General features: G+C 74.0%; 12 protein-coding genes. 9 read left to right on the top strand and 3 right to left on the bottom strand.

Features of this window, described 5'->3' with window-relative positions:
* The first annotated feature begins 107 nt into the window (after window positions 1-107).
* From nirB to SM611_RS00100, 6 genes are all read left to right on the top strand, one after another.
* Window positions 108-2,609 carry a nitrite reductase large subunit NirB gene (gene nirB, locus SM611_RS00125; protein ID WP_371946686.1) on the top strand — a complete coding sequence of 834 codons (2,502 nt, stop codon included), beginning with the start codon at window positions 108-110 and terminating at the stop codon, window positions 2,607-2,609.
* Complete coding sequence (locus SM611_RS00120) at window positions 2,606-4,090, top strand: FAD-dependent oxidoreductase (protein WP_371946685.1); 1,485 nt, start codon at window positions 2,606-2,608, stop codon at window positions 4,088-4,090. Before nirB ends, SM611_RS00120 begins: the two co-directional genes overlap by 4 nt.
* 24 nt (window positions 4,091-4,114) lie before the next feature.
* Window positions 4,115-4,636, top strand: coding sequence for a gamma carbonic anhydrase family protein (locus SM611_RS00115; RefSeq protein ID WP_371946684.1), 522 nt, complete (start codon window positions 4,115-4,117; stop codon window positions 4,634-4,636).
* A 13-nt stretch (window positions 4,637-4,649) separates the two neighbouring features.
* Window positions 4,650-5,828: an amidohydrolase family protein gene (locus SM611_RS00110; protein ID WP_371946683.1), complete on the top strand. Its 1,179-nt coding sequence runs from the start codon at window positions 4,650-4,652 to the stop codon at window positions 5,826-5,828.
* Window positions 5,829-5,875: 47 nt separating this feature from the next.
* Complete coding sequence (locus SM611_RS00105) at window positions 5,876-6,529, top strand: biliverdin-producing heme oxygenase (RefSeq protein WP_371946682.1); 654 nt, start codon at window positions 5,876-5,878, stop codon at window positions 6,527-6,529.
* Window positions 6,530-6,669: 140 nt separating this feature from the next.
* Window positions 6,670-6,855 carry a hypothetical protein gene (locus tag SM611_RS00100; protein WP_371946681.1) on the top strand — a complete coding sequence of 62 codons (186 nt, stop codon included), beginning with the start codon at window positions 6,670-6,672 and terminating at the stop codon, window positions 6,853-6,855.
* Window positions 6,856-6,868: 13 nt separating this feature from the next.
* On the opposite strand, the gene SM611_RS00095 is transcribed toward SM611_RS00100, so the two are convergent.
* The 3 genes from SM611_RS00095 to SM611_RS00085 all read right to left on the bottom strand — a co-directional run bounded on the left by SM611_RS00095 (window position 6,869) and on the right by SM611_RS00085 (window position 10,215).
* Window positions 6,869-8,287 (bottom strand): RNB domain-containing ribonuclease, encoded by a 1,419-nt coding sequence (locus SM611_RS00095; protein ID WP_371946680.1) that lies wholly within the window; start codon window positions 8,285-8,287, stop codon window positions 6,869-6,871.
* An 81-nt stretch (window positions 8,288-8,368) separates the two neighbouring features.
* Window positions 8,369-9,091 (bottom strand): Crp/Fnr family transcriptional regulator, encoded by a 723-nt coding sequence (locus SM611_RS00090; RefSeq protein WP_371946679.1) that lies wholly within the window; start codon window positions 9,089-9,091, stop codon window positions 8,369-8,371.
* A gap of 203 nt (window positions 9,092-9,294) precedes the next feature.
* The gene (locus tag SM611_RS00085) at window positions 9,295-10,215 is read right to left on the bottom strand and encodes a 5'-3' exonuclease (protein WP_371946678.1); all 921 of its coding nucleotides are present in this window, start codon (window positions 10,213-10,215) and stop codon (window positions 9,295-9,297) included.
* Between the two features lie 97 nt (window positions 10,216-10,312).
* Here SM611_RS00085 and SM611_RS00080 point away from each other — a divergent pair, with 97 nt between their 5' ends.
* The 3 genes from SM611_RS00080 to SM611_RS00070 all read left to right on the top strand — a co-directional run bounded on the left by SM611_RS00080 (window position 10,313) and on the right by SM611_RS00070 (window position 14,297).
* Window positions 10,313-11,422, top strand: a complete 1,110-nt coding sequence (locus tag SM611_RS00080) for a M24 family metallopeptidase (protein WP_371946677.1) — start codon at window positions 10,313-10,315, stop codon at window positions 11,420-11,422.
* Between the two features lie 326 nt (window positions 11,423-11,748).
* Window positions 11,749-12,978 carry an ABC transporter ATP-binding protein gene (locus tag SM611_RS00075; protein ID WP_371946676.1) on the top strand — a complete coding sequence of 410 codons (1,230 nt, stop codon included), beginning with the start codon at window positions 11,749-11,751 and terminating at the stop codon, window positions 12,976-12,978.
* On the top strand, window positions 12,975-14,297 hold the full coding sequence (locus SM611_RS00070) for an ABC transporter substrate-binding protein (RefSeq protein ID WP_371946675.1): 1,323 nt from the start codon (window positions 12,975-12,977) through the stop codon (window positions 14,295-14,297). Before SM611_RS00075 ends, SM611_RS00070 begins: the two co-directional genes overlap by 4 nt.
* Window positions 14,298-14,306 lie beyond the last annotated feature (9 nt).

Below are 14,306 nucleotides of genomic sequence, written 5' to 3'. Positions count from 1 at the left end.
GTCCCGCCGGACCCTCCGCGGCACCCGCGGTGCGGTGAGGGGCAGTTAACCCGTGGGTGACAAAGGCGATCCATCCGGGAAATACGGGCCGCCCAGCATCGGGGTTCATGGGAGCCGACAGCAGACCGCACAAGCGGCTGGTCGTGGCAGGTCACGGGCCCGCCGCGCACCGCCTCGTGGAGGCCCTGCGCGCGCGCGATGCCGCCGGGGCCTGGACCGTCACCGTCATCGGGGAGGAGCCCCGGGCCGCCTACGACCGGGTGGCGCTCACCACCCACCTGGAGGGCGCCGACCTCGCCTACCCGGAGCACGGCGGCGAGGTCGCCGTCCGCCTCGGCGAGCGCGTCACCGGCGTCGACCGCGGCGCGCGGGCCGTCACCACCTCGGCCGGGGCCACCGTCCCCTACGACGCGCTGGTCCTCGCCACCGGATCGGCGCCGTTCGTGCCGCCGGTCGAGGGCGCCGACCTGCCCGGCGTGTTCGTCTACCGGACGATCGACGACCTGGACGCGATCCGCGAGTACGCGCGGGGCAGGACGACCGGCGCCGTCGTCGGCGGCGGGCTGCTCGGGCTGGAGGCGGCGCGCGCCCTGCAGGGCCTCGGGCTGCGCAGCGGCGTCGTCGAGGTCGCGCCGTGGCTCATGCCCCGCCAGCTGGACGAGGGCGGCGGCGCCATGCTGCGCCGCCACATCGAGGGCCTCGGCATGGCCGTCCACGCCGGCGCCCCGATGCGCGCCCTGGAGGCCGGCGGCGACGGAGCCGTCCGCCGCGTCGTCCTCGACGACGGCACGGTCATCGACGCCGAGATCGTGGTGTTCTCCGCCGGCATCCGCCCCCGCGACGAGCTGGCCCGCGGCTGCGGCCTGCCGGTGGGGGAGCGCGGCGGCGTCGTCGTGGACGCGGCGTGCCGCACCGAGGACCCCGCCATCTGGGCCATCGGCGAGTGCGCCCTCATCGACGGCACGGTGTACGGGCTGGTCGGGCCGTGCTTCTCCATGGCCGAGGTCGTCGCCGACCGGCTCCTGTCGGACGCGAGCACCGCCGTGTTCGGCGGCGCCGACATGTCGACCAAGCTCAAGCTCATGGGCGTGGACGTCGCCAGCTTCGGCGACCCGTTCGCCGGCCCCGACCAGGGCGCCCTGGGCGTCACCTACACCGACCCCGTCGCGGGCGTCTACAAGAAGCTCGTCGTCAGCGACGACGCCCAGACCCTCCTCGGCGGCGTCCTCGTCGGCGACGCCGAGTCCTACGGGACGCTGCGCGCCTACGTCGGCGGGAGCCTGCCGGGCGCGCCCGAGCAGATGCTGTTCGGCGGGACGGAGACCGCCGGCGGCGACCTGCCCGGCGCGACCGTCATCTGCTCCTGCAACAACGTCACCGCCGAGGGCATCCGCTGCGCCATCGCCGAGCACTCCCTGGCCGACGTGCCCGGCGTGAAGGACTGCACCAGGGCCGGGACGAGCTGCGGCAGCTGCGTCCCCCTCGTCAAGCGGATCCTGGACGCCGAGCTGACCGCCGCCGGGATCGAGGTCAGCAAGGCGATCTGCGAGCACTTCGACTACAGCCGCGCGGAGCTGTTCGACATCATCCGCGGCGGCGGGGTCACCAGCTTCACCCAGCTCGTCGAGGAGCACGGGACGGGCCGCGGCTGCGACATCTGCAAGCCCGCCGTCGCGTCCATCCTGGCCAGCCTCGGCAACGGCCACATCCTGGAGGGCGAGCAGGCCGCCCTGCAGGACACCAACGACCACTTCCTTGCCAACCTGCAGAAGAACGGCACCTACTCGGTCGTCCCGCGCGTCCCCGGCGGCGAGATCACCCCCGAGAAGCTGATCGTGATCGGCGAGGTCGCCCGCGACTTCGGCCTCTACACCAAGATCACCGGCGGGCAGCGGATCGACCTGTTCGGCGCCCGCGTCGAGCAGCTCCCCGACATCTGGCGGCGCCTCGTCGACGCCGGGTTCGAGTCCGGCCACGCCTACGGCAAGGCGCTGCGCACGGTGAAATCATGCGTCGGGTCCACCTGGTGCCGCTACGGCGTCCAGGACTCGGCCGCCATGGCGATCCGGCTGGAGCTGCGGTACCGGGGGCTGCGCGCCCCCCACAAGCTCAAGTCGGCCGTGTCCGGCTGCGCCCGCGAATGCGCCGAGGCGCAGAGCAAGGACTTCGGGATCATCGCCACCGAGAACGGCTGGAACCTCTACCTCGCGGGCAACGGCGGCATGCGGCCCCGGCACGCCGACCTGTTCGCCACCGACCTCACCGACGACGAGCTGATCACCTACATCGACCGGTTCCTGATGTTCTACATCCGCACCGCCGACCGGCTGCAGCGCACCGCGAGCTGGCTGGAGTCCCTCGACGGCGGCCTGGACTACCTCCGTGAGGTCATCGTCGACGACCGGCTCGGCATCTGCGCCGACCTCGACGCCGCCATGGCCCGGCACGTCGCCGGCTACTCCGACGAGTGGCGCGACACCCTCGAGGACCCCGAGCGGCTCCGCCGTTTCGTGTCCTTCGTCAACGCGCCCCGCACCCCGGACCCGAGCATCGCGTTCGAGGTCGAGCGCGACCAGATCAAGCCCCTCCCGCTGGAGGTGAAGCGATGAGCACCGCAGGCAGCGCCGGCATCGTCGTCGTGGGGAACGGCATGGCCGGGTCCCGCTTCGTCGGCGAGCTGCGCGACCGCGACACCGCGACGCCGGTCACCGTGTTCGGCGCCGAGACCCAGCGCCCCTACAACCGGGTGCTGCTGTCGAACGTCCTCGCCGGGGTGACGCGGCCCGACCACATCAGCCTGGTCGACGCCGCCTGGTACGCCTCCCACGGCGTCGACGCCCGCCTCGGCGTCGAGGTCACCCGCGTCGACCGGGCCGCGAAGGCCGTGCACGCCTCCGACGGGACCGTCACCCCGTACGGCACGCTCGTCCTCGCGACCGGCAGCACCGCGTTCATCCCGCCGATGCCGGGGCTGCGCGACGGCCTGCCCGAGGGCGCCCTGGTGTTCCGCACCCTCGACGACTGCCGCCGCATCACCGAGCTGGCCGCCTCGGCGCGCAGCGCGGTCGTCGTCGGCGGCGGCCTCCTCGGCATCGAGGCCGCCCGCGGGCTCATGGGCCGCGGCCTGGACGTGACCGTCCTGCACCTCGCCGGGCACCTCATGGAGCGCCAGCTCGACCCCGCCGCCGGGAAGGTCCTCGCCCGCACCCTCGCCGCCCTCGGCATCGGGACGCGCCTCCAGGCCAACGTCGCCGGGCTGCGCACCGAGGGCGGCGCCGTCACCGGCGTCGAGCTGGCCCTGCCCGGCGGCGGGACGGAGGTCATCCCCACCGACCTCGTCATCCTGTCCTGCGGCGTCCGGCCCGAGGTCGCCCTCGCCCGCGACGCCGGGCTGGCGATCGGCCGCGCCGTCATCGTGGACGACGAGCTGCGCTCGGTCACCGACCCGTCCGTCCGCGCCATCGGCGAGTGCTCCGAGCACCGCGACGAGGTGTACGGGCTGGTCGCCCCCGCCTGGGAGCAGGCCGGCGTGCTCGCCGGGCTGCTCGCCGGCACCGACCCCGCCGCCCGCTTCACCGGCGCCCGGCAGATCACCCGGCTCAAGGCCGCCGGGATCGAGCTGGCGTCGATGGGCGAGACGCACTTCGGCGACGACGACGACGAGGTCGAGGTCGTCCGGTTCACCGACGCCTCGCGCGGCACCTACAAGAAGGCGGTGATCCGCGACGGCCGGCTGATCGGCGCGATCCTGGTCGGCGAGACCTCCGCCGCCGGCACGCTCACCCAGCTCTACGACCGCGCCGCGCCGCTGCCCGCCGAGCGCCTCGGCCTGCTGTTCCCCGGCCTCGGCGGCGCCGCCGAGGCCGAGTCGCCGCTGCGGATGCCCGACGCCGCGACCGTCTGCCAGTGCAACAACGTCAGCAAGGGCGAGATCCGCGCCTGCTGGCAGGCCGGCGCCCGCACCGCGGGCGACGTCGCCCGCGAGACCCGCGCCGGCACCGGCTGCGGCGGCTGCCGCGCCGCCGTCGAGGGCATCGTCGCCTGGCTCGACGACCAGGACACCGTGGAGGGCTCGGTGGAGGTCGCCTGACAAGGCGCGGGTAGGCTCCGCCGCATGGCCGTCTACGCCCTGGGTGACCAGGTACCCGACATCCATCCGTCCGCGTACGTCCACCCGGCCGCGACCGTCATCGGGTCGGTGGCGCTGGGGGAGGAGGCCACCGTCTGGCCGGGCGCCGTGCTGCGCGGCGACTACGGGACGATCACCGTCGGCGCGCGCACGTCCGTCCAGGACGGCACCGTCGTGCACACCACGGAGCGGTGGCCGACCGTCATCGGCGCGGACTGCGTGATCGGCCACAACGCGCACCTGGAGGGCTGCGTCGTCGAGGACCGCTGCCTCATCGGCTCCGGCTCCGTCGTGCTGAACCGCGCCCGCGTCGGCGCGCGCGGCGTCGTCGGCGCCGGGGCCGTGCTCACCGAGGACGGCTCCGTCCCGGCCGGGCACACCGCCCTCGGGATCCCGGCGCGCGCCCGGCCCGGCGGGATCGACGAGAAGTGGCACGCCGAGGCCGTCGCGATGTACGTCGCCAACGGCCGCCGGTACGCCGCCGAGCTCACGCTGATCCGGCCCTGACCCGGAGGCGTTCATGCTCGACGGACGTCCGCTCATCGACGCGCACGTGCACGCCGCGAGGCTGCCGACCCTGCCCCCGGCGTGGCGGAGATGGGCCGAGGAGTTCGGCTCGTCCCACCCCTGGCAGGACCTCTACGACGCCGGCGGCGCCCTCGTCCCCGAACGGGTCGACGCCTACTTCGACGCCGAGGGCGTCGACGTCGCGCTGCTGCTGTGCGAGTACAGCCCGAGGACGACCGGCACGCAGCCCATCGAGGACCTCCGGCCGCTCCTCGAGCACAACCCGCGCCGCTTCCGGCCCATCGCCAACGTCAACCCGCACCTGCACTACCCGATCGACGCCGAGGTCGCCCGGCAGTTGGAGTTCGGGGCCGCCGCGCTGAAGCTGCACCCCGTGCACGGCGGGTTCAGCGTCGCCGACCCCGAGCTGTACCCCGCCTACCAGGTGTGCCGCGACGCGGGCGTGCCCGTCGTCGTGCACTGCGGCACCAGCTCCTTCCCCGGCTCGGTCAACCGGTACGCCGACCCGACGCCCATCGACGACGTCCTGCGGCTCTTCCCCGGCCTGACGTTCGTCCTCGCGCACGGCGGGCGCGGCTGGTGGTACGACGCCGCCGCGTTCCTTGCCCTGTCGCGCGAGGAGGTGTGGATCGAGCTGTCCGGGCTGCCGCCGCGCCGGCTCCCCGAGTACTACGCCCGGCACGACCTGCGCCGCCTCGCCCGCAAGTTCGTCTTCGGCACCGACTGGCCCGGCGTCCCCGGCGTCGCCCGCAACGCCCGCGCCGTCGCCGCCCTCGGCCTTGACGAGGAGACCCTCTCCCTCGTCCTGGCCGGCAACGCCCTGCAGGTCTACAAGGGCCTGTCCGTTCAGCCATCACCCGCGGGAGAGGACCGACCCATGACCGACGCAGGCCCGTTCACCGACGACGTCGTCCGCCAGATCATGCGGCACATGAACGACGACCACGCCGCCGACTGCCTCACGATCTGCCGCGCGCTGGGCGGCCGGCCCGGCGCGACCGCGGCACGGATGACCGGCCTGGACGCCGAGGCGATCGAGTTCGCCGTCACCGACGGTGGCGTGGAGCAGCACGTCCGCATCCCGTTCAGCGAGCGGCTGACCGAGCGCGTCCAGGTGCGGCACGAGGTCGTCCGGATGACGGAGGAGGCCCGCGCCGCCCTCAGCGGGTGACCGCCGGCACTGGACGTTCCCGACGCCACGTCGGTAAAGTAGCCGACATGGCGTCGGAAAACGAGGCGTTCTCGGCACGGCTGCGCGCCGCGACCTGGGACGACCACGGTGACAACGAGACCTCCGCCTACATGAGCGCGCTGGTCGGGGGCCGCCTCGCCCGCGACGAGTACGCCGTGCTGGTGGCGCAGCTCCACCCCGTCTACGACCTGCTGGAGGAGGCCGCCGACCGGATGGCGCCCGACCCCGTCGCCGGGCGCTTCGACCTCGCCGGGCTGCGCCGCCGCGAGGCGCTCGAGGCCGACCTCGGCTACTTCTACGGGCCCCGCTGGCGCGCCCGGATCGAGCCGAACGCCGCCACCGAGGAGTACTGCGACCGGCTCCGCGAGGTCTGCTTCGACTGGCCCGGCGGCTTCGTCGCCCATCACTACACCCGCTACATGGGCGACCTGTCCGGCGGCCAGTACATCGGCCGCCAGGTCCGGCGCACCCTGGAACTGGCCGGCGACGACGGCGTCCGCTTCTACCGCTTCCCCGGCAAGCCCAAGGCCTACAAGGACCGCTACCGCGAGCTGCTCGACTCCGCGCCGTGGGACGCCGCCGAGCAGGCCCGCGTCATCGACGAGGTCAAGGCGGCCTACCGGTTCAACGCCGCCGTCACCGCCGAACTGGGCGATCGGCTGCGGCCCAGCGCCGCCTGACGGTACGGCCGTCCGCTGGGCCGAGTTTCGGACGGACCGGAAACAGGGTCCGGTTTGCCCGGCGAGCCTGCGGACATCCGGTAGGCAGCCGAGGGGCCCGCCACGGGCCCCCGACCCCCGACCCCCTACCGGAGGCCGACATGCTCGCGATCGTCGCCGCGATCGTCTTCGCTCTCGCCCTGCTCTTCGACCTGGCCGACGTCTCCTCGGACGCCATCAACAACGGGACGCTGACCGTGCTCGGCCTGCTGCTCATCGCGCTGCACCTCGCCGGCGTGGGCACGTCCGCCAACTGGCGGCCCCGCCGCACCGCCCGCCGCCGCTGACACCGCGCCGAGCTCACTCCGTACGCGAGAAGCGGACCCGGCGCCGCGCCGGGTCCGCCTCCTCGAGCCGGACCCTGACCTGCTCACCGAGCGGGAGATCCGACCCCTCGCAGCGGCCGAACACCGGCGGCGCCACCAGCTGGACGCGCCCGCCGGTGCGGTCGCCGTTCACGTCCACGACCACCGCGTCGAAGACGTCCCCGACGTGGTCGCGCAGCAGTAGCGCCTCGACGAGGTCGACGCAGGCGTGGTCGACGTCGGCGGCCCTGCGCAGCGCCCGCTGCATCGCCTCGGGCAGCACCGGCAGCGCCTCCCTGGCCCATCCCGGCACGGGGCGCCCCGCCGCCAGGGCCAGGCACACCTCCGTGGCGTACCGGTCCGCCAGCCGCCGGATCGGCGCGGTGACGTGCGCGTACGGCGCGGCCACCGCGGCGTGCGCCGCCTGTCCGGGCGGCGCGCCGTCGAACGCGGTGTAGCCGGCGCCGCGCATCAGCCCCGCCGCGTCGTGCAGGAACGCGGCGTGCCGGGGCAGCGCCGGGTCGAGGGCGCGGACGATGTCGCCGTAGGAGGCGTCCGCCGGCCAGGCGACGCCGAGCGCGCGGGCCGCGAGCCGCAGCCGCGCCTCCGCCTCGGCGGGCGCGGGCGGCATCGTGCGCAGCAGCCCGACCCCGCCGTCCAGCATCAGCCGGGCCGCCGCCCGACCGGTCAGCAGCGAGATCTGCGCGTTCCACGCCTCGGTCGCGAGGTCGCCGCGCAGCTTCAGCGCCCAGCCGCCGTTCGCGTGCACGACCTCCTGCTCGGGCAGCGGCAGGCTGACGCCGCCGCGCGCCGCCTCCGCCGCGATGAGCCGCTCGCCGATCTCCCCGAGGAGCGCGATCCGGGCGTCCCCGTCGTCGTGCCGCGCGGTGGCGTAGTCGAGGCGGTCGTGGCTGCGGACGAGGGCGCGGCGCACGTCCACGCCGGTGATCCGCCCGGCGTCGTCGACGTCGATCGTCCACGCGACGGCGGGGCGCTCCCGGCCGGGCAGCAGGCTCGCGGCGCCCTCCGACAGCCGCCGCGGGTGCAGCGGCGAGTTCGCGTCCGGCAGGTAGAGGGTGACGCCGCGGGCGCGCGCCTCGGCGTCGAGGGCGCCGCCGGGCCGCACGAACCCGGCCACGTCCGCGATCGCGTACCGCACCCGGTGCCCGGACCCGCGCCGCTCCAGGTGCATCGCCTGGTCCAGGTCCATCGAGCCGGGCGGGTCCAGGGTGAAGAACGGGACGCCGCGCAGGTCGGCCCGGCCGTCGCGGGGCGCCGGGGGCCGCGCGGCCTCGGCGAGGACGGCGGGCGGGAACGCGCCGGGCACCGAGTACTCGGCGCGGATGCGGTCCAGCCCCGCGCGGACCTCGGCGTCGGCCTCGGCGGTACGCAGTCGCAGCGGTCGGCGCGGCACAGAACCGAGCGTACGGGACGAACCCCCACGGACTGATCGGAATCTACAATGTAAAGGCACCGGCCCGCGCAGCCGTCCGGCTCAGTCGTCCGGGCGCTCGGCGAACGCCCGCAGCCCCGGCGGGTCCAGCACGGTGATCCGCCGCCGGCCGGTGTGCACCAGGCCCGCGTCCCGCAGCACCGCCAGGGCCCGCGCGACCGTCTCCCGCGAGGCGTCCATCCAGCTGCCGAGCTCCTCCTGCGACAGCGGCGGCCCGATCGGCACCTCGCCGCCCGGACCCGCCGGGGCGTGCCGGGACGACATCTCGGCCAGCCCCGCCAGCAGGATCGCCAGCCGCCGCGCGCCCTGCGCCGACACGTGCGCCCGCAGCCGCCGGCCCGCGTCGTCGAGCCGCCGCACGAACGTCCGGCTGACCAGCATCCACACCCGCGGATGCGCGTCCAGGAAGGCGGTGAAGCGCGCCGCCGGCACCAGCAGCGCGCGGACCTCGTCGAGCGCCTGCACGGTCGCCGACCGCTCCCGCCGCCCGAGCACCGCGCTCTCGCACACCAGGTCGCCGGGGCCGCGCACGGCCAGCACGACCGAATGCCCGGCCGCGCTGGACGAGACGACCTTCGCCCAGCCCGACTCGATGACGATGATGTGGTCGGAGTCGTCGCCCTGGTAGCACAGGGGCGCCCGCGGCCGGTAGGTCCGCGCCCGGCCGGCGTCGCGGAGCGCGGCGCGCTCCCGGCCGTCCAGCGCGTCCCAGAACCCGCCGTGATCCGCGGCGAGGTCGCCGCGGGAGGTGGTCAGCTCGCTCACGCCACGTCCGTTCCGGTCCTGGATCGGTGAACCGGCACCCGCGGCAGATGGGGGGAGTGGGGCGGTGAGGCCCAGCGCCACGGGTACCGGTCGTCTGCACGCCTCCAGGACAACCCGTCACCGTCTCGGATGCTGCACGCCGAGGAACGCGCTGTCTGCGTCATATGACACTTTTGGCGAAAATTGCAGTGAAATCGCGTTGTTCAACGGGAAAGAGCGTTCAGCAACCGGTTGACGGGGCCGCCGAGATTCCAGCCGTCGGCCAGCTCGACGAGCGCCGCCGCGTCGCGCGGCTCGGCGGGCAGCCGGTCGTCCAGGCCCGCCAGCTCCGGGGCGTCGATGTCGGTGACCACCCGCACCACCGTCTCGGCGGCGGCCAGGTACTCGCGCGCCGCCTCCATCCGGCGGCGGGCGCCCGCCGGGAAGCCCGCGTCGGTGCCCGCGTCCAGCGCCGCCAGGATGCCCTCGACCGAACCGAACCGGGTGACGAGCGCCGCGGCCGTCTTGTCGCCGACGCCGGGCACGCCCGGCAGCCCGTCGCTCGGGTCGCCGCGCAGCGTCGCGTAGTCGCCGTAGCCGCGGCCCGGGATGCCGTACTTGGCCGCGACCTCCTTCTCGCCCATGATCTGCAGGTTCCGGATGCCGCGCGCGGTGTAGAGGACGGCGACGGGGCCGCGGTCGTCGACGAGCTGGAACAGGTCGCGGTCGCCGGTCACGATGTCGACCGGCCCGTCCGCCGCGCCGCGCACCGCCAGCGTCCCGATCACGTCGTCGGCCTCGTACCCGGGGACCCCGGCGCGCGCCAGCCCGACCGCGTCCAGCACCCGGTCGATGACGGGCAGCTGCTCCTCCAGCGCGTCGGGGGTCTGGTCGCCGCCGTCCTCGGCCACCCGGTGCGCCTTGTAGGACGGCAGCGCCGCCACCCGGAACGCGGGCCGCCAGTCCGCGTCCATGCAGCAGACGAGGCGGTCGGGCGCCCGGTCCTGGACGAGCCGCGCGATCATGTCGATGAGCCCGCGCACCGCGTTCACCGGCGTCCCGTCGGGCGCCGTCACCGACTCGGGCACCCCGTAGAAGGCGCGGAAGTACAGCGACGGCGTGTCCAGCAGCATCAGCCCGCTCATGGGGGACATGCTCCCACGCGGGTCCGACGCCGCGCCGCTCCTCCGCTCCTGCGATCCTGGTACCGCCATCGGACAGGACCGACGAATGGAGACGGGTGTGACAACGGAGTTGTATCCGCGCGAGCGCATCGGGCGGGTACAGGAGGCGACGGCGAAGGCGGGCCTCGGCGCGGTGCTGCTGACGCCCGGACCGGACCTGCGCTACGTCACCGGGTACGACGCGAAGGAGCTGGAGCGCCTCACCTGCCTCGCGGTGCCCGCCGAGGGGGACCCGTTCCTGGTCGTCCCCCGGCTCGAGCTGCCCGCCGCGCAGGAGTCGCCGGCCGGGGCGCTCGGCGTCGAGCTGGTGCCGTGGGACGAGACCGACGACCCGTACGCGCTGACCGCCGCCCGGCTGCCCGCCGGGACCGCGCGGGTCGGCGTGGCCGACCGGATGTGGGCGGTCATGGCGCTGCGGTTCCGCGCCGCGCTGCCGGCCGCCGAGCAGGTCGCCGCCGGGTCGGTGCTGCGCGAGCTGCGGATGCGCAAGTCCGCCGCCGAGGTCGCGGCGCTGCGCGAGGCGGGCGCGGCGATCGACCGCGTGCACCGCCGCGTCCCGGAGTTCCTCGCCGCCGGGCGCACCGAGCGGGAGGTCGGCCGCGACATCGCCGACGCGATCATCGCCGAGGGGCACGCCCGGGTCGACTTCGTCATCGTCGGCTCCGGGCCGAACGGCGCGAACCCGCACGCCGAGTTGTCGGACCGCGTCATCGCGCCCGGCGAGCCCGTCGTGGTCGACATCGGCGGGACGATGCCGTCCGGCTACTGCTCGGACTCGACCCGCAACTACTGCGTCGGCGAGCCGCCCGCCGAGTACCGCGCGTACTTCGCGGTGCTGGAGGAGGCGCAGCGGGCCTCGTCCGAGGCCGTCCGGCCGGGGGCGACGCCCGAGGCGGTGGACGCGGCGGCGCGCGACGTCATCGCCGCCGCCGGGCACGGCGAGCACTTTTTCCACCGCACCGGCCACGGCATCGGCCTGGAGTCGCACGAGGACCCCTACATCGTCGCGGGCAACCTGGAGCCGCTGGAGCCCGGGATGGCGTTCTCCATCGAGCCGGGCATCTACCCGGGCCCGCACGGCGCCCGCATCGAGGACATCGTCGTGTGCACCGAGGACGGCCACGAGCCGATGAACGTCACCGAGCGCAGCCTGGTGGTCGTCGGCTGAGCCGCGCCGCCGCGGGCCGAGGCCCCGGCGGAGGCGCCGGGCGCGAGGCGCCAGGTGAGGGTGCGGACGGGGTTTCCGTCCGCACCCTCACGTTGTTCCGGACGGCACAAATTAGGGCGGAAACGGGTCGGTAACGATCTCTGCACCAAATGTGTCAGCGGGCACTGAGCGTATTGCGGTTCGGGCGGTCGGCCCTGTACCACCTAGAGGCATTGTTACGCGGGGGTAAATCGAGGCTCTTCCGCAGGGCGGACGGTCCCGCCGTGCCGGAGCCGTGCCCCGCCGAGCCGAGTCGTGACGAAGAGCCGTGACGAAGAGGAGACGCCGTGGCAGAGGTCGACCTGATCGGCGTCGGGAAGGTCTATCCCGACGGCACCCGGGCCGTGACCGACCTGAACCTCCACATCGAGGACGGGGAGTTCCTCGTCCTCGTCGGCCCCTCGGGCTGCGGCAAGACGACCGCGCTGCGGATGGTCGCCGGCCTGGAGGACATCTCCGAGGGAGAGGTCACGATCGGCGGCAGGGTCGTCAACCGGGTCCCGGCCCGCGACCGCGACGTCGCGATGGTGTTCCAGAGCTACGCCCTCTACCCGCACCTGTCGGTGCGCGACAACATCGGCTTCGGGCTGTCGCTGCGCAAGCTGCCCAAGGCCGAGATCCGGGAGAAGGTGGACCGCGCCGCCGGGATCCTCGGCCTCACCGACCACCTGTCCCGCAAACCGCGCAACCTGTCGGGCGGGCAGCGCCAGCGCGTCGCGATGGGCCGCGCGATCGTCCGCGAGCCGCAGGCCTTCCTGATGGACGAGCCGCTGTCCAACCTCGACGCCAAGCTCCGCGTCCAGATGCGCGCCGAGATCGCCCGCATCCAGCGCGACCTCGGCGTCACCACGATCTACGTCACCCATGACCAGACCGAGGCGATGACGCTCGGCGACCGGGTCGCGGTGATGAAGAAGGGCGAGCTGCAGCAGGTCGCGCCGCCGCAGGAGCTGTACGACCGGCCGGCCAACCTGTTCGTCGCCGGATTCATCGGCTCACCCGCCATGAACCTCATCCAGGGCACGCTGTCCGGGGACGCGGAGAACCCGCGCCTGGAGATCGGCGGCCAGACCCTGGCGCTGCCGGCCGCGGTGCTCACCGAGCGCCCGGCCCTGGCGTCCCGCCTCGGGGGCGACATCGTCGTCGGAATCCGCCCCGAGGACATGGAGGACTCCGAGCTCGTGGAGGCGCCCGAGGGGTCCGGGCTCTCCTCCACCGCCGACCTCGTGGAGGCGATGGGCTCGGACGTGCTGGTCCACTTCGCGATCGAGGCGTCCCAGGTCGTCACCGAGGACACCAGGGAACTCGCCCGCGACGCGGGGACCGACGTGCTGGGGCATCTGGAGAATCCCCGCACCGATCTGGTCGCGCGGTTCAGCCCGCGGACCCGCGTGAAGGTGGGCGACCCGGTGACGATTCGCGTCGACACCGGCCGCCTGCACTTCTTCGATATCGAGTCCGGCGCGGCGATCTGGGGATCGGACGCCGCCGGTTCGTCTAGGGAGGATGAAGAATGAGGGTCAGCAGGCGTGTGATAGGGGCCGCCGTAGCGGCGGGGATGCTCCTGTCCTCGGCCGCCGCGTGCGGCGGCGACGACGACGGCGACGGCGGCTCGACGCCCTCCGCGGGGGGTGAGCTGAAGGGCACCACGATCGAGGTCGCGGCCAAGTGGACGGGCCAGGAGGAGACCAACTTCCGCAAGGTGCTGCAGGCGTTCGAGCAGAAGACCGGGGCGAAGGTCAACTACGCCTCCACCGGTGAGAACACCGACGCCTACCTCGGCCCGCGCCTCGAGGCCGGCAACCCGCCGGACGTGGCGATCCTGCCGCAGCCCGGCCTGATGCAGCAGTACGCGAAGAAGGGGTCGCTGAAGCCGCTCGCCGAGGACGTCGTCGCGCAGGTCGGCCAGAACTACTCGCCGTACTGGAAGGAGCTGGGCTCCTCCGACGGCAAGGCCTACGGCGTGATCGCCAAGGCCGCCTACAAGTCGATCCTGTGGTACCGGCCGCAGGCGTTCGACGAGGCCGGCGTGCAGCCGCCCGCGGCCTGGGCCGATCTCGTCAAGGCGTCCGGCACGCTGCAGGACGCCGGCACCACGCCGTTCACCCTCGCCGCCGGCCCGCAGGACTCCTGGACGCTGACCGACTGGTTCGAGAACGTCTACCTCTCGGTGGCGGGCCCGGAGAACTACGACAAGCTCGCCAAGCACGAGATCAAGTGGACCGACCCGACCGTCGGCAAGGCGCTGGAGGCCCTCGCCCAGGTCTGGGGCAAGGGCGACTTCCTGAACGGCGGCGTCGCCACCGCGACCAAGACCAAGTTCGACGAGTCGGTCACCCAGGTCTTCGGCCAGCAGAAGGCCGCCATGGTCTACGGCGGCGACTTCGCCGCCGCGAACATCTCCACGACCAAGTCCAAGGTCGGCACGGACGCCAAGGTGTTCGCGTTCCCGAAGGCAGGCGACACCGCTCCGGCGATCCTCGGCGGCGACGTCGCGGTCGCGATGAAGGACGGCAAGGGCGCGCAGGAGCTGATGAAGTTCCTCGCCTCCCCGGAGGCCGGCAAGGTCTGGGCCGGGCTCGGCGGGTACCTGACGCCGAACAAGAACGTCCCGCCGGACGCCTACTCCGACCCGATCGCCAAGCAGCTGATCACCCAGCTGCAGCAGTCGGGTGACGCCGCCCGCTACGACATGTCCGACCTGGCGCCCGCCGCGTTCGGCGCGACGCCCGGCAAGGGCGAGTGGGAGGCGCTGCGCCAGTTCGTGCAGAACCCGACCGACGTCAAGGGCACGCAGGCCAAGCTGGAGGCCGAGGCCGCCAAGGCGTACAAGTAGGGCGTACGA

The sequence above is a fragment of the Actinomadura monticuli genome (assembly GCF_041463655.1).
Classification (GTDB): domain Bacteria; phylum Actinomycetota; class Actinomycetes; order Streptosporangiales; family Streptosporangiaceae; genus Spirillospora; species Spirillospora monticuli.
Note: the sequence above shows the minus strand (reverse complement) of the source record. Positions and strands in the feature narration are given on the sequence as shown.